Annotated in this window: 12 protein-coding genes; 6 read left to right on the forward strand and 6 right to left on the reverse strand. The window is 71.6% G+C overall.

Features of this window, described 5'->3' with window-relative positions; translation table 11 throughout:
- Positions 1–30: 30 nt before the first annotated feature.
- Together FHT37_RS20295 and FHT37_RS20300 are read right to left on the reverse strand one after the other, a co-directional pair.
- A complete protein-coding gene (locus tag FHT37_RS20295) occupies positions 31–2,256 on the reverse strand; it encodes a HAMP domain-containing sensor histidine kinase (RefSeq protein ID WP_183483927.1) in 2,226 nt (741 codons plus the stop codon).
- Positions 2,257–2,266: 10 nt separating this feature from the next.
- Complete coding sequence (locus FHT37_RS20300; RefSeq protein WP_183483928.1) at positions 2,267–2,977, reverse strand: response regulator; 711 nt, start codon at positions 2,975–2,977, stop codon at positions 2,267–2,269.
- Positions 2,978–3,143: 166 nt separating this feature from the next.
- Between FHT37_RS20300 and FHT37_RS20305 the strand changes: the two genes are divergently transcribed.
- Together FHT37_RS20305 and FHT37_RS20310 are read left to right on the forward strand one after the other, a co-directional pair.
- Positions 3,144–4,454 (forward strand): SPFH domain-containing protein, encoded by a 1,311-nt coding sequence (locus FHT37_RS20305; protein ID WP_183483930.1) that lies wholly within the window; start codon positions 3,144–3,146, stop codon positions 4,452–4,454.
- Positions 4,455–4,459: 5 nt separating this feature from the next.
- Positions 4,460–6,196 (forward strand): hypothetical protein, encoded by a 1,737-nt coding sequence (locus tag FHT37_RS20310; protein ID WP_255489861.1) that lies wholly within the window; start codon positions 4,460–4,462, stop codon positions 6,194–6,196.
- A gap of 105 nt (positions 6,197–6,301) precedes the next feature.
- Here FHT37_RS20310 and FHT37_RS20315 read toward each other — a convergent pair whose 3' ends face one another.
- The 3 genes from FHT37_RS20315 to pyrF all read right to left on the reverse strand — a co-directional run bounded on the left by FHT37_RS20315 (position 6,302) and on the right by pyrF (position 12,591).
- Complete coding sequence (locus tag FHT37_RS20315) at positions 6,302–8,143, reverse strand: type II toxin-antitoxin system HipA family toxin (RefSeq protein WP_183483932.1); 1,842 nt, start codon at positions 8,141–8,143, stop codon at positions 6,302–6,304.
- Positions 8,144–8,272: 129 nt separating this feature from the next.
- Positions 8,273–11,524, reverse strand: coding sequence for a PAS domain S-box protein (locus tag FHT37_RS20320; protein ID WP_091730635.1), 3,252 nt, complete (start codon positions 11,522–11,524; stop codon positions 8,273–8,275).
- A 236-nt stretch (positions 11,525–11,760) separates the two neighbouring features.
- Complete coding sequence (gene pyrF, locus FHT37_RS20325) at positions 11,761–12,591, reverse strand: orotidine-5'-phosphate decarboxylase (protein ID WP_147240923.1); 831 nt, start codon at positions 12,589–12,591, stop codon at positions 11,761–11,763.
- Between the two features lie 148 nt (positions 12,592–12,739).
- Between pyrF and FHT37_RS20330 the strand changes: the two genes are divergently transcribed.
- From FHT37_RS20330 to FHT37_RS20345, 4 genes are all read left to right on the forward strand, one after another.
- Positions 12,740–13,507: a GNAT family N-acetyltransferase gene (locus FHT37_RS20330; protein ID WP_091730642.1), complete on the forward strand. Its 768-nt coding sequence runs from the start codon at positions 12,740–12,742 to the stop codon at positions 13,505–13,507.
- Between the two features lie 99 nt (positions 13,508–13,606).
- Positions 13,607–14,314: a winged helix-turn-helix domain-containing protein gene (locus FHT37_RS20335; protein ID WP_183483933.1), complete on the forward strand. Its 708-nt coding sequence runs from the start codon at positions 13,607–13,609 to the stop codon at positions 14,312–14,314.
- A complete protein-coding gene (locus tag FHT37_RS20340; protein ID WP_091730647.1) occupies positions 14,314–15,627 on the forward strand; it encodes an ATP-binding protein in 1,314 nt (437 codons plus the stop codon). Before FHT37_RS20335 ends, FHT37_RS20340 begins: the two co-directional genes overlap by 1 nt.
- Positions 15,628–15,834: 207 nt before the next feature.
- A complete protein-coding gene (locus FHT37_RS20345; RefSeq protein WP_183483935.1) occupies positions 15,835–16,410 on the forward strand; it encodes an outer membrane beta-barrel protein in 576 nt (191 codons plus the stop codon).
- Between the two features lie 524 nt (positions 16,411–16,934).
- Here the strand turns inward: FHT37_RS20345 and purB are convergent.
- Positions 16,935–18,302 (reverse strand): adenylosuccinate lyase, encoded by a 1,368-nt coding sequence (gene purB, locus FHT37_RS20350; protein ID WP_183483937.1) that lies wholly within the window; start codon positions 18,300–18,302, stop codon positions 16,935–16,937.
- Between the last annotated feature and the right edge of the window lie 159 nt (positions 18,303–18,461).

The raw sequence follows: 18,461 nt of genomic DNA on the forward strand, positions 1-18,461 counted from the left end.
ACGTCGGGCCGCTCCGGCGGGTTTCAAGCCTCAGGCCGCGGCGCGGCGCAGGCTCATCTCGAACACCACGCCTTCCGGCACATTGAATGCCCGGATGCTGCCATCCATCTTCGCCAGGTAGGTCCTGGCGACGAACAGACCCTGCCCGCGACGTTCCCCGGCGGCTTGCGGCGCGGTGTCGGAGACGCCGTATTCGAAGATCGTCTCCAGCATCGCCGCGTCGATCGGCGGCCCCTGGTTGTGGATGCGCAGCAGCACCACGCCGGGCTCGCCGGCCTCCAGCGTGAGGGCAATGGGCGTGCCCTCGGGCCGGTAGCGGTCCGCGTTGCGCAGCACGTGGGTGACGGCGTCCTCCAGCGCATAGGCCTCGGCCCGCACTGGCAGCGGCTCGGGCAGCGCCGTCGAGAAGCTGACGCCGTCGATGCCCGCGTAATGCGCGTTGGCCGCGATTTCCCGGCAGAAGGCGACCAGGTCGAGCGCCTGCGGATGCAGGTCGGCGGAGGCCAGCGCCTCGCTCGGCGGCGCGCTGCCGTAGAGCACCTTCACCGCCTGCTGCATCCGCTGCACGTAGCGATGGCTGGCATCGTCCGGCGCGCCGTGCAGCACCATCAGCGATTGCAGCGGCGACATGATCTCGTGGCCGACTGCATGCCACATCTCGCGCTCGCGCTCGGCGCGCAGCTGCTCGCGACGCAGGCCGTCCTTCACGCGGCTGAGCGCGTCGGCCAGGCTGCCGGCCAGGATGCCGAGTTCATCGCGGCCGCGCAGGTCGGCCACGTCCAGCTCGCCGATGCGCTGGTCCGCGCGCGCGTCCTGCATGTTGTAGGACACCGCCGCCGCGCGCTTGGTCAGCACCGCGATGCCGCGGATCAGGCCCAGCTCCACCATCAGCCAGGCCAGCGCGACCGCGGCCAGCATCGCGGCCGCCAGCCAGGCCAGCGGCCGCGCCTCGAGCGCGAGCTGGCGGTCCAGGCTGCGCAGGTCGCCGCGCAGCTCGAGCCGGTAGCGCCCACTCGGCGTCGCGACCTCGTCGGAGGCGGTCAGCCAGCGCACCTCGGCGGCATCGGTGCCGGCGCCCACGCCCAGCACCTCGCCGCGCACAGGCAGGCGGCGCATCACGTGGATCAGCCAGGGGAGCGCGCGCTCGGACAGCTCCGGCCCGCGCCGCTCGGCGATGGTCTGCGGCTGCCGGCCCTGGCGCTCGATGCGCAGCGTCTCGCCGGGCTGCAGCGAGGCGCCGATGCGGTCCAGCGACTGCGCCAGCGACGCGCCCGGCCGCGCGCTGTCGAACAGCACCGGGCCGTCGCCACGCGCAGCGTCGCTCGCGGGCGGGTCAGCCGCCGCCGCGGCCATCGATGCGCCCGGGGCCGACCTCGCCGGCTCGGCGGGACCGAGCAGTTCCACCCGCACGCGCGCCTGGTCGAGGTCGGCCGGCGGCCACACCGGTCGCGCGCGTTGCCCGGCGGCGTCGAAGAGCGCCGCCTGGAAGGCCTCCACCGGCAGCCGGATCGAATAGAAGGTCCGCCGCGCGCAGTCCGGACCGCTGCTGCCTTCCGCGCAGGGGCCCTCGCGCCAGAGCCAGCCGCGGAACTCGCGCACCGGCCGGGCCTTGCCGGGCAGCTGCGGCCCGGCGCCGATGAAGCCGGTCAGCCGCCCGCGCTGGGTGCCGTCGGCCGCCGCCGCGCCTTCGAACGGCGCGATCCAGGCCTGGGTCTCACCACGCAGCGTCAGCGTGACACGGGCGCGATGCACGCCGGCCAGGTCGAGCGCGCCATGCTGGCGCCCGGTCAGCGGGCCGCTCTCCAGGCTACCGACGAGATAGAGGAATCCACCCGCATACGCGTTCGCGCCGACGGCGGCGCACAGGCTCGCGCCATCGGGCCAGCGCAGGCCACAGCCGGCCATTTCCACGGCGCGCTGGGCCTTGTTCTGGTCGTCGAAGTCGATCGCCGAGAACGGCAGCAGCACCGGCGCCTGGCCGTCGCGGCCGCCGGCGCTCATCGTCGGATTGAGCAGCGCGAGCTGGCCGCTCGGATGGCGCAGCTGCAGCACGATCTCCGCCAGCGACTGCCGGAAGCCCTGCGCGTAGCGCTGGTAGGCGCGCTGTTTCTGGTCGATCAGCACCGTCAGCACGAGGCCCACCGTCGCCAGCGCCAGCAGCAGGAAGGCCAGGTGCACCACCGCGCGACGCCGGAACGCCGCCAGCCCCAGGCGCGGCACGGCCAGCGCCGGCAACTCGACCGGTCCGAGCTTCATGCGGCCGCCTTTATCGCGGACCGTGCCACCTGAACCCCCGCATCGGCACGTTCTCGATCGCGTCGAAGTCGGGATCGACCTCCTTCAGCGCCTCGCGCAGCGTGGACACATGCTTGCGCACGTTGTCGCGGGTGCGGCCGCTCTTCACCACGTCGTAGAGCTCCTCGTACGACACCACCTCCGGCGCGCGCTGATGCAGCGTCGCGAGGATGCGCTGCGCGGTCAGCGGCAGGTTGATGCGCTGGCCCTTCCACAGCGGGCTGCGCTGCCAGAGCGGGTCCAGCTGCAGCGCGTGCGGCGCGGCGGCGGCCGGCTCGGCGCTCGCGCGGGCCCGCGCGGCGCGCAGGATGTCGAGGAAGGTGTCGATGAACTCGGCCTCGTCGAAGCTGGTCTTCTGCAGGTAGTCCCAGGCGTCGAGCGCCTTCATGATCCCGCGGTAGATCGCCGCCGGCATCGCCGACACCACCAGCACCGGCGTGCCGGCGCCCAGCTTGTTGATCTCGTTGATCAGCGCGATGCCGGCATTGCGCTCGCGGCCGAGCTCGATGTCGAGCACCACCATCTCGTAGCGCTCGCGGGCCAGCGCGGCCTCGGCGGCGTCGCGGTCGAACCATTGATCGACCTGCAACTCGGGCCGCGCGGCGCGGATCCAGCCGGCCAGTTGCTCGCTGGTGGGGCGGTCGTCCTCGATGACGGCGACCTTGTTCCTGGGGATGACCATGGCGCCGGATTATGGACAGCCCCGGCCGCCCGCGCGCCGCCGCCCCGTGAAGGTTTCTTCCGGACCGTGAAGGGAGGCGCCACCCGCCCGCATTGAGGCTTCCGCGCCGTCTCCGGACCATGAGCGACATCCCAACAGCCCGTGAGCGGGCACCCCGGAGGACCTCATGAACGATCGCCTGCAATCGATCCGCAACGCCGCTGCCCGGCTGAAGGCTCGACTGCCCGGCTTCTCCCGCCGCGCCGATGCCGGCCTTGGCACCGACCTCGGCGACGAAGGCGCTGGCCTCGAGCGCACGACCGCCGGCGCCGACGGCTTCGGCCGGCGCGCCGGCGCGGGCCTGGTGCGCGCGCTGCCCTGGCTGGCTGGCCTGACGGCCGTGGCCGGCGCGGTGGCCTTGCTGGTGACGCACCCGCCGGTGCATGAGGTGCCGCGGGGCGCCGTCACGCTGCGCACCAACACGCTGACGGGCGGCATCACCGAGGCGCGCTCGGGCTCGGTGCTGAAGCTGCCCGGCCTGCATGAGGTCCGCGACCTGCCGGTGCGCGACCGCAGCTACCACCCGACGCGCTTCGCCCGTGCCGATGGCGAGGCGCCGCTGCAGTCGCTCGAAGGCCTGTCGCTGGGCCTGGACCTGACGGTGCGCTGGACCGTCGACCCGAGCCGCCTGCCGCAGCTGGCTGCCTCGCTGCCCGACGACATCGAGGGCGACGTGATCGCCCCGGCCCTGCAGGGCATCGTCTATCGCCAGATCGCGACGCACACCGTGCGCGAGATCTTCTCGACGCAGCGCGGCCCCATCCAGGCGGCGCTCGAAGGCGAGCTGCGCCGCAAGCTGGCGCTGGACGGCATCGTGCTGCGCGGCCTGGAGATCGGCAACGTCGACCTGCCCCACGAGTACCGCGAAGGGCTGGAGAACCTGCTGGCCGAGGGCCTGGCGAGCGAGAAGATGCGCTACACGCTGGAGCTCAAGGAGAAGCAGGTCAAGCAGACCGAGCTGGAGGCCGCGGCCGAGAAGGTGCGCCGCGAGACGGCCGCCGAGGCCTCGGCGCGCGAGCAGGTCATCGCCGCCAAGGGCCAGGAGGAGGCGATGAAGCATGTGCTGCCCTTCAAGCAGCGCCAGGTCGAGCAGCGCCAGCTCGAAGCCGAGGCGGAGCGTGTCGCGCGGGTCCGCATGGCCGAGGGCAACGCGCAGGCGCGTGGCATCGAGGCCGATGGCGAGGCCAAGGCGCGCGAGAAGCTCGCCGATGCCGAGGCCTACCGGCAAACGCGCATCGGCAAGGTCGCCGTCGACCAGATGGCCGCCGAGGGCGCGCTGCTGAGCCGCCATCCGCTGCTGATCCAGAAGGCCATGGCCGACAAGCTGTCCGACAAGGTGCAGGTGATCATCGCGCCGCCGCCGGCCGATGGCGGCTTCATCGGCAAGACGCTGCTGGGGACGAAGCAGGAGCCCGCCCAGGAACAGGGTGCCCAGTGAAGGCCATGAATGCCATGAACGCGATGAACGCGATGAACGCCAGGAACACCTTGACGACCTTGAACACCCCGGCGGCCGATGCCGTCGGGAAGGGGAATGCCATGGGCCGCATGAAGCTCGTGATGGCCGCCGCCATCGCCGCTGTCGCCGTGCAACTGCTGTGCGTCCACACCGCCGACGCGGCGACGGACGAGGTCGCACCGAAGCCGCCGATCAAGCGGGCCGGCGCCGCTGACGGCGTCGCGCCGGTGCGCACGGCGTTGGTGGTGCAGGACAACGTCGCGCTGCGCGCCGCGGCGAAGGACGGCTCGCCTGCCCAGGCGCAGCTGTGGCGCGGCGAGGCGCTGGAGATCCGCGGCGAGCGCCCGGATCATTTCCAGGTCTACGACTACCGCCGCGAGCGCGGCGGCTTCGTGCGCAAGGCCGCGCTGCTGCCGCTGGCCGGCCCGGCCGCGCAGCCGCAGGCGCTGCTGGCCGCGCTGCGCGTCGTGCGTCAGCAGCCGGGCGCGGAGTCGCTCGGGCTGGGCCTGGCCGCCGCCTACGTGCAGGCGGCGAGCGCGGAAGAGATCAACGGCGCGGACGGTGCCGAGGCGCTCGACGCGATGGGCACGCTGGCCGAGCGGCTGGCGGATCGCGCTTCGCGTGTGCAGCCCAAGGCGGATGGCTCGACGACGGCGGCGGAGACGCAGGTGGCCGCGCAGCTCGACGTGGCCGCGCGCTACGGCCTGCGCTTCCGCTCGCTGGAGCGCGAGGCCGGCGCGATGCAGCTCTGCTACGACGGCGAGGCGTTCCGGCGCGTGCTGGCGATGCCGGCCTCGACGCCCGAGCAGAAGGCGCGCGCGGCGCTCGCGCTGACGCGTGTCGACTGCCTGGATCCGGCCGCGACGCCGCCGAAGCGGGAGCAGATGGACCAGTGGCGCGCGGACGTGCTGGACAAGGTCGACCTGCGCGATCCGGCGCTCGCGACGCACTGGCGCAATCGCGTGCTGATGCGCCAGTCGGGCGTGTGGAGCAGCCTGTCCTTCATCCGCGCGCGGCGTGCCGGTGCCGGTGCCGGTGCCGGCGAAGGCGTGCCGGTCGCGAGCTTGCAGGTGGATGCGTCGTCGGCCGCGTCGCGTCGAGCGCTGGAGGCCTTCGCGCGCATCGTGCCGGCTGAGCTGTCGGACGACGATCAGCGCGACTACAACGACGCGGCGATGCGCGGCAACGCGATGCGCTGGGCGGCGCTGCCCGCGGGGCCGTCGACGCAGACGCTGGGCGGTTTCACGCTGACGGTGCTGCCGGGCCAGCCGGGCGAAACCTGCCTGACCCTCGCCATGAACGGCGCCAAGGAGGGCAGTCCGCCGCTGCTGCGCCACTGCGCGTGGGGGCTGGTGATGACGGCCTCGGCGCGGATCAACCGCGAGGGCAATGCGATCGCGATCGCCTCGGTGCCGGCCGACGGCTGGCGCGAGCTCTGGCTGCTGCGCCGCACCGCGCAGGGCTGGCGCATGACGGCGCTGCCGCCGGTGGCGGCGCAGCCGGGCCTGGGCTACGCGGAATTTGCCGGCTGGGTGCCGGGCGGCAAGGAGCTGCTGGTCGCGCGCGAATCGCGCGCCGAAGGCCGCTACAAGCGCAGCTACGAGCAGGTCGACCTCGACACGCTGGAGACGAAGCGCCAGGCCGGCGATGCCGCGATGCTGGGCGCGTTCCAGCGATGGCAGGCGGCGGATTGGAAGGGGGCCAGCCTGAGCGCCAGATGAGGAGGTCCGCTGCGCGCCGCCGCGCCACTGCGTCGCGGCCGCGTTCCTGGTGAACGGATGAACGGTGGACGGTGGACGGTGGACGGTGGACGGATGGGGCGCCGATCAATCGAAATCCCGCACACGCTCCCGCGCCACCTGGAGCACCCGCTCGCTCAGCGCGAGAGCCGCCGCGTCAGCTTGGAGGGACGGGGGCAAAGCGAACTGGTCCAGCGCCGCCGTCATCGACGCCAGCATCTCATCGATGGCGACTTTCGCGTCGCCCGCCCGCAGGTCGGCGATCGCCGCCAGGGCCAGGAAATCGGCGCGGCGCAGGCGCTGGGCCTTGCCGTTCACCTTCAGCGCCATGGCGTCATGCTGGAGCCCCGGGAACACGCGGGTCGTCAAGGTGTCGTAGACCGGCGCGAGCCGCACGTGCCGGAACGTGGCAGCGCCTTCCTGGGCGGTCTTGAGCATCGCCATGTTCTTGAGGTGCATGTCGCCGTCGCCGATCAGCCAGGCGAAGAGCGCCCGGCGCAGCAGCGTCATGACGTCCTCGTCGGGCGCCGTCGACAGCGCGCGCACCGCACGGGCCACGCGTTCCATCGTGCCGGTGTACTTGTCCCTGGGGTCGAGCGCGAGCACCGAACACAGGTCTTCCATCGCCAGGAGACGGGTGTCGTCCCGCTGAAGGCGAATGTCGAAGCGCTCCACGATCAGCGCCGCCGGCAGCTCGTCGGGCATCGCGACAAGCGCGTGATCAGGGACCTCGAAGCCCACGCCGCGGGCCAGCGTCAGCCCGATCCATTCCGCCACCGGAAGTCCTTCGAAGCCGGCCGCTCCTGCCGGCTTGAGGATGTGGGTGAAGGGCAGGTGCGTGGCGATCAGCAGCGTGCCGTCCGCCGCCAGGTGCATTGGGGCCTTGACCTGCACGCCTGACAGCCGCGGCGTCTGCTGGTTCGCGAAGAGCTGCGCCAGGCGGTGGGCGAAGTCGGCGTCCATCGCGTCGCGCCGTGGCCCGGCGTAGTGGCCGCTGAACATGCCGTCCCGCGTGAAGTCGGCCAGTCGCGTCGTCAGCGTGTCCTGCGGCAAGGCGGCCAGTTCCGCGCGTCGCTCCGAGATCGTGATGTTGGACATGTAGCGCTTGCCGCGCCGCAGGACGTCACGGTCGCTCGCGTCGTGCAGGACGGACTCCAGCCAGCCTTCCGGCAGCAGCGACACGATGAACGGCGGCAGCCGTCCCGGCGTGGTCTGGCGGATCAGCGGCGGCAGCACCGGGCCGGCGCTACTGGCGTTCCAGCGCCATTCGGTGCCGTCATGAGCCAGGTCTCCCAGCGCAAGGCCATGCCAGGCGACGGTCAGGTCGAACGCGGCCTCGTTGCGCATCGGGCCGTCCGACTGCTGCTTCAGGAAGCGTTCGGCGCCTTCGCCCTCGCGGTACCACTCGTTGTCGCGCGCCAGCGTCCACAGCGCATCGGCAGCGCGTTGCGCGTCGCCGTACTCCCGCACGAGTCGCGCGGCCAGGGCCTCGCGCATCGCCAGGTCCATCGACTGGGCGTGCTCGCTGCGCAGGCGAAACGCCTCGAGGAAGCGCTGGCGCAGGGAGGACACCGGGACCGGCAACTCGCCCCATCCATCGGCGACCACGGCGTCGATCGTGGATGGGCGCGCGGGGGCGCGGTTCTGGACGATCTCCAGGCCACGCAGCCGTGTGCGTTGACTGCGCTGCCCCGAGATGTAGAGGCGACCATCACGGGTCGGCGCGAGCAGCACGGCGCTTGCGGCCGAGAGAAAGGCGCGGGGGTAGAGATAGCGCGCGATGCGCACCGCATGCCGCAGGACGAGGTCGTCCGCGTCATCGCCGGCGTCCACGTAGATGCCGCGCATCAGCTGGATCAGTTCGCCTGTTTCCGCTCTGCGGTAGCCGCGGTTGGCGTCCAGGTTCTCGCCGACGAGGTAGAGGCTCATGTGATTTTCTCGCACTTCAAGTGCGCGAAAATTACCAGAGCGACCGCCTTATCTCAAGATTCAGGCGATTTCGGAGCGAATCTCGTGGTTTTCTCGCACTTGAAATGCGAGAAAACCACGTCATGGCCATCACCCCGCCGTCAGCCTCACCAGCACCTGCCGCAGCCGCTGCGCGTCGATGGGCTTGGTGAGGAACTCGTTCATCCCGGCGCCGAGGGCCTCGTCGCGCTCCTGCACCAGTGCCGCGGCGGTCAGCGCGACGATGGGCAACTGCGCGGGGTCGTAGCGCTGGCGCAGCTGGCGCGTGGCCTCGTGGCCGCTCATGACCGGCATCTGCACGTCCATCAGCACCGCGTCGAAGGGCTTGCCCATGCTGGCCGCCGCCGTCACCGCTTCCACCGCCTGGCTGCCGTCACTGGCCTGCGAGACCTCCGCGCCCCACTGCTCCAGCATCGCCACCGCGATCATCATGTTCACCGGGTTGTCCTCGACCATCAGGATGCGGCGCCCCGCGAGCTCCGCGTCGTCCGCCGGCGCACGGCGCTGGGCGCTCATCGGTGCGGGCGCGGCGGGCAGCGGCAACTCGGCCCAGAAGGTCGCGCCGGCGCCCGGCTGGCTCTCCACGCCGACCTGGCCGCCCATCAGCGTGGCCAGCTCCCGGCAGATCGACAGCCCCAGCCCCGTGCCGCCGTAGCGGCGCGTGGTCGATTCGTCGGCCTGGGTGAAGGGCTGGAACAGCCGCTCGTGCATCGCCTCGGCGATGCCGGGACCGGTGTCGCTGACCTCGATGCGCAGCCGCCGCTCGTCCAGCCGGCGCACCCGCACGGCGACGCTGCCCTGCTCGGTGAACTTCAGCGCGTTGCTCAGGTAGTTGCTCAGGATCTGGCGCGTGCGCACCGGATCGCCGATCACCCAGCCCGGCACCGCGTCCTCGACGTCGATGCTGAAACCCAGCCCGCGCGCCTGCGCCAGCGTCAGGTAGCCCATGCGCATGGTGGCGAGCATGTCGCGCAGCGCGAAGGGCACCGTCTCCAGCGTCAGCCGGCCGGCCTCGATCTTGGACAGGTCCAGGATGTCCGACATCAGCCCCGACAGGCTTTCCGCGCTGTCCACCATCTGGTCCAGGTAGTGGCTGCGGGTGTCGCCGGCCAGATCCGGCTGCTGCAGCAGCCGCGCCAGCCCCACCAGGCCGTTGAGCGGCGTGCGGATCTCGTGGCTGATGTTGGCCAGGAAGGCGCTCTTGGCGCGGTTGGCCGCCTGCGCCTCGTCCTTGGCCTGCGCGAGCGCCGCCTCGACGCGCCGGCGCTCGGTGACGTCCTCCATGATCCAGATCGTGCCGCCGCGGCTGGGGTGGTTGGGGTCCACCGCGCGGGCCAGGATCCGGCACAGGAAGCGGCTGCCATCGCGGCGCCGCATCAGGCGCTCCGCCTCGACCTGCTCGCCCGCGGCCAGGCGCGGACCGAGTTCGCGGCCGACCGCGTCGTAGTCGTCCATGCCCGGCCACACCACGCTGCCCGGCTGGCCGATCAGCCCGCCAGCGGGCCAGCCGAACATCTCCTCCACCAGGCGGTTGGCCTGCACGAAACGCTGGTCGCGCGTCAGCGCGATGCCGATCGAGGCGTTCTCCAGGATCGCCGCGTGGACCAGCCGCGTGCGCTCCGTGTCGCTGACGTCACGCCCGTTGACCACCAGGTAGGACACGCCGTCGAGCACGAACGGCGCCGCCGACAGCAGCATCGGGATCGCCTGGCCGCGCCGGTTCACGAAGGTGGCCGACATGTCGCTGACGCGGCCCTGCTGGCGCAGCGCCTCGATCAGCCGCTCGCGGTCCTCCATGTCCTGCCAGATGCCGACCTCCTCGGCGGTGCGGCCCAGCACCTCGTCGGCGCTGTAGCCGCTCATCGACTCATAGGTCTTGTTGACCATCACGTAGCGGCCGCTGACGGTCTCGGTCAGGGTGACGACGTCGGGGCTGGTCGCGAACAGGTGCGACAGCAGCGCCTCCGAGCGCCGCAGCGCCTCCTGCGCGCGCGAGGTCTCGGTCTGGTCGATGAAGAAGGACAGCGTCGCCGGCCCGGTGGCCGCGTCCACGCGCACGCTGGTGGCCTGCACCAGGCGGCGTCGGCGCGACAGGGTGCGCAGCCGGAATTCCGTCATCGGCAGCATCGCGCCCACCGGCAGCGCCTCGATCTTGGCGGCGCGCTGGCGGGCGCGTTCCTCGTCGCCGGGCTCGTAATGCGAGAACAGGTCCTGGCCGATCATCGACGAGCGCTGGGTGTAGCCGAACATCGCCATCGCCGCCGGATTGGCGTCCATCACCCGGCCCCAGCGGTGCAGCACCAGCGGCGAGGGCGAGCGGCGGAACAACTCGCGGTAGCGGGTCTCGGTGGCCACCATGGCCTGCTCGGTCTGGACCTCGTCGGTGACGTCGCGGCCCACGCCCCAGTAGCCGCGGAAGTTGCCCTTGGCGTCGAAGCGCGGCTCGCCGCTGATCGAGACGTAGCGCAGCGTGCCGTCCTCCGCGGTGCGGCGCATCACCAGGCCGCGGAAGGGGCGGTGCGATTCGAGGTCGGCGCGGTGCGCGTCGAGCTCCTCGTCGGACAGGCCCAGGTGCTCGATCTCCCAGGGCGCGCGGCCCAGCCGCTCGGCGATGGACAGGCCGGACGCGCCGGCGTGGTGCTCGGCCAGGTGGGTGAAGCGGAACTGGCGATCCATCTCCCAGTACCAGTCCGCCGCCATGTTGAGCAGGTGGCGGAAGCGCGAGTGGCGCTCGTTGACCTCCTGCATCGCGCGCCGGATCAGCTTGGCGGTGCCCAGGCCGACGACCAGGCCGGCGCTGAGCAGCAGCAGCTGCGTGATCAGCCGCGCGGTCAGGCCGACCGGCGCGGTGCCGACGTGGATCCAGCCGCCGAGCTCGGCCGACGCCAGTCCGCCCAGCGCCGCCAGGCCCAGGCCGAACAGCGACAGCCCCGCGCCCAGGCCGATCATGCTGGTGCCCAGCGCGACCATCAGCCCCATGATCCCGAGGCTGGCGGCGTTCAGCCCGAGCTGGCGCGAGACGGCGAGCGACAGCGCCGTCGCCATCGCCAGGCCCATCAGCAGGAGGGTGGCGGCCGGGCCGCGGTCGGCGGGCAGCTTCCAGAGCATGGCCAGCGCGGCGAAGGTGGTCACCAGCGCGAGCGCCGGCGGCACCAGGCCGCGCAGCGGCTCGGCCGCGCCGGCGCTGGCCAGCAGCAGCAGGCCCGCCAACCCGGACAGCAGCACGCACGCGGCCATGAACAGCCGCGCGGCGCGCCATTGCAGCGTCGCGGGCAGGCGGTCGCCGCGCGACAGCTCCTGCCCCACAAGACTGCTCAGATCGTCCTGGGAATCCTTGCTCACTCGACCTTGCCCAACTCGTTGTGTCCGGGGACCTTGCGCGGTCGCTCTCGCGGCGACAGGGGAACGAGGACCGCGTCAGCCGGTTCGGCGCGCGGCGGCCTCGGAGTGCAACGTCCGGTAACGGAGTCTCGGCGAGCGGGGGCCGATCTGAAGCGTCGAGAAATCCCGAAACACGCGCCTGCCGGCTCGCGCCCGGGGTTTCTGCCAATTAGTTGGCGAGCGCCGTGAGGCCCCGGTCAGGCGGCGGTGGCGGGGCGCAGGCTGTCGCGTGTCGCCAGCGCCACACGGCGGGCGGCGGCGGCGAAGTCCTCGCCAGCGGACGCGTACAGCACCGCCCGGGAGGAATTCACGATCACCGTGCCGGCGTCCCGGCGCCAGCCGGCGGCGACGGTGGCCGCGGCATCGCCGCCCTGGGCGCCCACGCCGGGGATCAGCAGGGGCAGCGTCGGGGCGAGTTCGCGCACGCGCTCGATCTCCTTCGGATAGGTCGCGCCGACCACCAGGCCGAGCTGGCCGTTCGTGTTCCAGTCGCCCTGCGCGATCGCGGCCAGGTGCTCGAACAGCCGCGGCTGGCCCGGCACATCGGCCAGGCGCTGCATCTGCCAGTCGTCGCCGCCGGGGTTGGAGGTGCGGCACAGCAGGAAGGCGCCGCGGTCGGGGTAGCGCAGGTAGGGCTCGACGCTGTCGCGGCCCATGAACGGGGACAGCGTCACCGCGTCGGCCTGGTAGCGCTCGAAGGCCTCGCGGGCGTACTGCTCGGCGGTGGCGCCGATGTCGCCGCGCTTGGCGTCCAGGATCACCGGCACGTGCGGCGCGTTGCGCTTGATGTGGGCCATCAGCTGCTCGAGCTGGTCCTCGGCGCGGTGCGCGGCGAAGTAGGCGATCTGCGGCTTGAACGCGCTGACCAGGTCCTTGGTCGCGTCGACGATGGCGGCGCAGAAGTCGTAGATCCGGCCGGCGTCGCCCTTCCAGTGGGCGGGGAACTTGGCGGGATCGGGATCCAGGCCGACGCACAGCAGGGAGTCGTTCAGGCGCTCGGCGGCCTGCAGCTTCTGCATGAATTTCATGAGGTGTCCGGGAGAAAGTCGTTCGGGGGGCCGGGCGTGTCGGCGCTGACCGGGGCCGGCGGGGTGCGGTATTGTCCCGCTTTTGCCTGGCGGGCCCCGATCGGACCCGCCGGTGCCGGACGACGCTCACGGGCGCTGGGAGGCGCGGATGGAAGTCTTGAGGACGGCGCGGCTGCGGCTGCGGTGGTTTCGCCAATCGGATGCGGCCTTCGTCCGCGGGCTGCTCAACGAGCCGGCGTGGATCGAGCACATCTACGACGCGCAGGTGCGCACCGACGAGCAGGCCGCCGCCTGGATCCGCGAGCGCCTGGAGGCGCGCTACTGGCTGCTGGGCTTCGGCTTCTGGGCCGTCGAGCGGCTCGAGGACGGGGAACTGCTCGGCCTGGCCGGTGTGATCCAGCGCGAGGGGCTGCCGCATCCGGACATCGGCTACGGTTTCCCGGCGCGCTTCTGGGGCCACGGCTACGCGCGCGAGGCGGCGTCGGCGACCTTCGACTACTGCCGCCAGGTGCTGGGCATGCGGCACCTGATGGGCACGACGGCGCCGGAGAACCACCCCTCGGGCCGCGTGCTGGTGGCCATCGGCATGACCGACGAAGGCGAGCAGCAGACCGAGGCGCATGAGGGACTCTCGCGCGTCTACACCTGGCACGACCCGGTCGAGCGCAGCGACGCCGAGGAGATCGCCGCGCTGCGCCTGCGCTGGCGCGCGGCGCTGACCGGACCGGCGCGGGCGGCGCTGACCGCCTGCCTGACGCCGGAGGCCGTCGACCGCGTGATGGCCAGCCGCACCGACCTCTCGCCGCAGGCGCTGGATCACCTGGCGCAGCGCTGGGCGCCGCTGGCCGACGACCCGACGCTGCGGGCCGTGCGCACGCCCGCCGGCTGGCGCCTCGACGTGCCCGCCGACCGCTGACGGCCGGTCGTTGATCGCTGCGCGCGCGTATGCGCGGTGGCGCGCGCGCTTAAGCGTGGCTGAAGTCGACGGCAGGGGGCCTCGCCTATGCTCGCGGCCATGGACATTTCTGCTCAGAGCGCCGCGCGCATCCTGCTGATCGAGGACGACGAGCGCCTGGCGCAACTGGTCGCCGACGCGCTGCGCAAGGCCAACTACGTCGTCACCGTCTGCGGCGACGGCCTGGCCGGCGAAGCGCTGATGCGTCAGGAGCCCTTCGAGCTCGTGCTGCTGGACGGGCACCTGCCGGGCAAGGACGGATTCGACGTGCTGCGCGACACCCGGCGCGATTTCGCCGGCCGCATCGTCATGCTGACCGCCCGCGACGACGACATCGACCAGGTGCTCGGCCTGGAGGGCGGCGCGGACGACTACATCGCCAAGCCGGTGGCGCCGCGCGTGCTGCTGGCCCGCCTCAAGGCGCTGCTGCGCCGGGACGCGCTGCCCGCCGCGCATCCGGTCGGCGAGGCGCTGCACTTCGGGCCGCTGACGCTGCTGCCGCAGTCGCGCGAGCTGCGCCTGCATGGCGAGCCGGTGGCGCTCACCACCGCCGAATACGAGCTGCTGAACTTCCTGGCACAGCGCGCCGGCCAGGTGGTCAGCCGCGACGACATCATGCAGGGCCTGCGCGGCCTGGAGTTCGACGGCCTGGATCGCGCCATCGACGCGCGCATCTCGCGGCTGCGCAAGAAGATCGGCGACGACGCGCAGGCGCCGGTGCGGATCAAGACGGTGCGCGGGCAGGGCTACCTCTTCGCGATTGACTGATGGCCGCGATGACGCTGCGCGCCTCGCTGCTGCGGATGGCGCTGGGACTGGGGCTGGCGGTGCTGGCGCTGATCCTGCTTGTCGAAGGCCTGGTGCTGATCGGCGCGTCCGAGGTCACCAACGACTACGTGCGCAACTTCATGCGCGGCACGGTCGACCTGCTGGTGCGCGACCTCGCCCCGCTCGATCCGCCGGCGCGGCGCGAGCGCGTGCGCGAGCTCGATGCGCAGTTCGACTATCCCGTCCGGCTCGTGCGCACGGACCTCACGCCGCTCAGCGCCGAGCAGCGCCGCCGGCTGGGCCGCGGCGAGGTGCTGGTCACCGGCTTCAACCGCCGCATCTACGCCGCCTTGCCCGGCGAACCCGACCAGCTGCTGCTGCTCGGGCCGCTGGACTCCAAGCGCGCGGGCGAACTGCCGAAGGAGCTCGCGGCGCAGCTGGGCGTGGCGGTCGTGATCGCGCTGGCGGTCGCGCTGATCGCGTGGTGGCAGCTGCGGCCGCTGTGGCGCGACCTGCGCGGCCTGCAGCGCGCGGCGGAACGGCTGAGCGCGGGACGCCTGGACACCGAGTTGCCGCCGCTCAAGAGCCGGCTGTTCGCGCCGGTGGCCGCCGCGACGCGCGCGATGCTGGAGCGGCTGGCGGCCGCGATGGCGACGCAGCGCGAGCTGACCGGCGCGGTCTCGCATGAGCTGCGCACGCCGCTGGCGCGGCTGCGCTTCGCGGTCGACGCGCTGGTCGACGAGGATGACCGCGACCGGCGCGAACAGGCGGTGATGGCCTGCGAGCGCGACATCGACGAGCTCGACGAGTTGATCGACGCGAGCCTGACGCTGGCGCGGCTGGACATGGGCGCGCTGCAACCGAACGTGGTGCAGGGCGACCTGGGCGACATGCTGGCGCGGGAGGCCGCGTCCCTGGCGCCGCTGCTCGACGGCAAGGCGCTCGACACCGACCTGCGCCTGCCCGCCGCGCTGCCCTTCGACGAGCGCCTGCTGCCCTACGCGGTGCGCAACGGCCTGCGCAACGCGGCGCGTTACGCGAAAGCCCGCATCCTGCTGTCGGCCTGGGTGGAGGCGGGGCAACTCTGGCTCGCGATCGATGACGACGGCGAGGGCGTGCCGCCGTCGCTGCGCGAGGCGGCGTTCGAGCCCTTCAAGCGGCTCGAGCGCAAGGGTCGCGGCACGCGCGGCTTCGGCCTGGGGCTGGCGATCGTGCGGCACGTCGCGCATGCGCACGGCGGTCACGCGCGCCTGGGCGAGGCGCCGCGCCTGGGCGGCGCGCGGCTGCTGCTGCACTGGTCGGCGCAAGGCTGAAGACCTCGCGCCGCGTGCGCAAGTCGCCCTGTGAAGCTTCGTGTTGCGCCGCGCGCGCCGCTGTCATCGACGGTCACACAAGCGCCCAACTCGGTCCACAGACACCGGCGGGTCGAATTCCCAGAATGAGCTCCATGTCGAACGAGCCTGGCGGTTGTCCAAGGCACCCCCGGACGACATCGATCAACAGCTCTGAAGGAGTTTCGAATGAACCGCAACAACAACAACGCCCGCACCTCGATCAACGGCAAGAAGGCCGGCCTGCTGGCGGTCGCCGCCGCGGCGCTGACCCTGGGCGTTGGCGTGGCGCATGCCGACCCGGTGACCCCGTACTACATCGGTGGTGACGTCGGCAAGACGACGCAGCGCGTGGATGGCAACTCGCAGAAGCGCACCTCGGACAGCTACAGCATCTTCGGCGGCTACAAGTTCAACGAGAACTTCGCGACCGAGATCTCCTACACCGACCTGGGCAAGATCAGCTTCGACGGCGTGACCGCGAAGAACAAGGTCTACGCGCTCGACGGCATCGCCCGCGCGCCGCTGGGTGCCGGTTTCGGCGTCTACGGCAAGGTGGGCCTGGCCTACGCCCAGCGCGACTTCAACAACGGCCTGGGCGACAAGGACAAGACGGGCCTGAAGCTGGGCGTGGGCGTCGACTACGCGCTGACGAAGAACGTCTCGCTGCGCGCCGAGGCGACTCGCTACAACGACATGCCGCAGGCCAACGGCTTCAACAAGAAGGACGATCGACTGAGCATGGGCCTGGCCTACCAGTTCTGATCGACCGTCACGGTTGACCGGTGCCGATTCCCCCCGGCACCGGCGCCTTCCGGGCTGCTCCTGAGCGACACCCGAAACCCCCTGATTCCCGGAAGGTGCGAGGGCAGTGCAGTGATGCACTGCCCTCTTTTTCATGAGCGAGACAGGTCCGCTGCGTCGGGGAATGTCCTAGACGCGCCTACCGATGAAGGTCATGGCGAGCGGTGGCCACGGGAGGTCGAATCGTGCCTCCTGCTGCCGATCGAGTCTTGCTCATGCCTTGCCTTCCAGACTTCGTTCTCCGTCTTGTGTCACGCCTGTTGGCCGTTACGCTTTTTTCCGCGTCGATGCTCCTCCTGCGCGATTGCTGCGCAAACTGGTCGTATCCAGCGCTGTTCGCGGCCATGGCCGGCGCCCTCGCAGGCATGGCCCTGGCGATCGCCGCACTGGACCGGGCGCTCCATGGGTGGTGTTCTGCGCTCAAGAACGACAAAGGCCCGGCAGAGCCGGGCCTTTGAACGTCATCGACCGCCGTCGCGGACGCGTCAGATCCGCTTGGCCAGCGCCTCGGCCGTGCCGATGTAGTTGCCCGGCGTCATCGCCAGCAGGCGCTGCTTCTCGGCCTCGGGCAGTTCCAGGCCCTGGATGAACTGCTGGATCGATTCGCGGGTGATCGACTTGCCGCGCGTCAGTTCCTTCAGCCGCTCATACGGGTTGGGCAGCGCGTAGCGGCGCATCACCGTCTGGATCGGCTCCGCCAGCACTTCCCACGACGCATCGAGGTCCGCGTCCAGTGCCGCCTGGTTGAGCTCCAGCTTGTCCAGACCCTTGCTCAGCGAGTCGTAGCCCAGCAGCGCGTAGCCCAACGCCACGCCCATGTTGCGCAGCACCGTCGAGTCCGTCAGGTCGCGCTGCCAGCGCGAGATCGGCAGCTTCTGGCTCAGGTGCGTCAGCACCGCGTTGGCCAGGCCGAAGTTGCCCTCGGCATTCTCGAAGTCGATCGGGTTGACCTTGTGCGGCATCGTCGACGAGCCGATCTCGTCCGCCTTGGTCTTCTGCTTGAAGTAGCCCAGCGACACGTAGCCCCACACGTCGCGCGACCAGTCCACCAGGATGGTGTTGGCGCGCGTCACGGCGTCGAACAGCTCGGCCATGTAGTCGTGCGGCTCGATCTGGATGGTGTACGGGTTGAAGCTCAGGCCCAGCTGCTGCTCGATGACCGAGCGGCTGAACGACTCCCAGTCCTTCTCCGGATAGGCCGACAGATGTGCGTTGTAGTTGCCCACCGCGCCGTTCATCTTGGCCAGCAGCTTGACCTCGGCGATCACCGCGCGGGCGCGGCGCAGGCGCGCCACCACGTTGGCGATCTCCTTGCCCACCGTCGTCGGGCTGGCCGTCTGGCCGTGCGTGCGGCTGAGCATCGGCGCCGCGGCATGCGCCTGCGCCATCTCGGTCATCTTGGCGATCACGCGGTCCAGCGCCGGCAGGATCACCTGCTCGCGCGCGGCCTTGAGCATCAGGCCGTGGCTGGTGTTGTTGATGTCCTCGCTGGTGCAGGCGAAGTGCACGAACTCCCCGGCGCCCTCCAGCTCCGGCTTGCCGGCGAACTGCTGCTTGATCCAGTACTCGACCGCCTTGACGTCGTGGTTCGTGGTCTTCTCGATGTCCTTGATCGCCTGCGCGTCGCGCTCCGAGAAGTCGGCCACCAGCGCGCGCAGGAACTCGCGCGTCGCGGCCGGCAGCGGCTTGAACTCGGCCAGGCCCGCATCCGACAGCGCGATGAACCATTCGATCTCGACCTGCACGCGGCGGTGCATCAGGCCGAACTCCGACAGCAGCGGGCGCAGCGCGGCCATGCGCGACGCATAGCGGCCATCCAGGGGCGACAGGGCGGTGAGGGCGGAGAGATTCATGGCGCGCGCCGGCCGGACCGGCCGTTCAGGGGGTGGGACAAACCCGCGGATTCTACAGAGGGGGTCACAATAGCCCCCGCTCCGGACCCGCCCCGCCCACCGAGGCGCGGCCTCCGGCAGGCGCCAGCGCGGCGCCGACGAGGCGGCACGACCCGCCTC

The organism is Mitsuaria sp. BK037 (genome assembly GCF_014193045.1).
Classification (GTDB): domain Bacteria; phylum Pseudomonadota; class Gammaproteobacteria; order Burkholderiales; family Burkholderiaceae_C; genus Roseateles.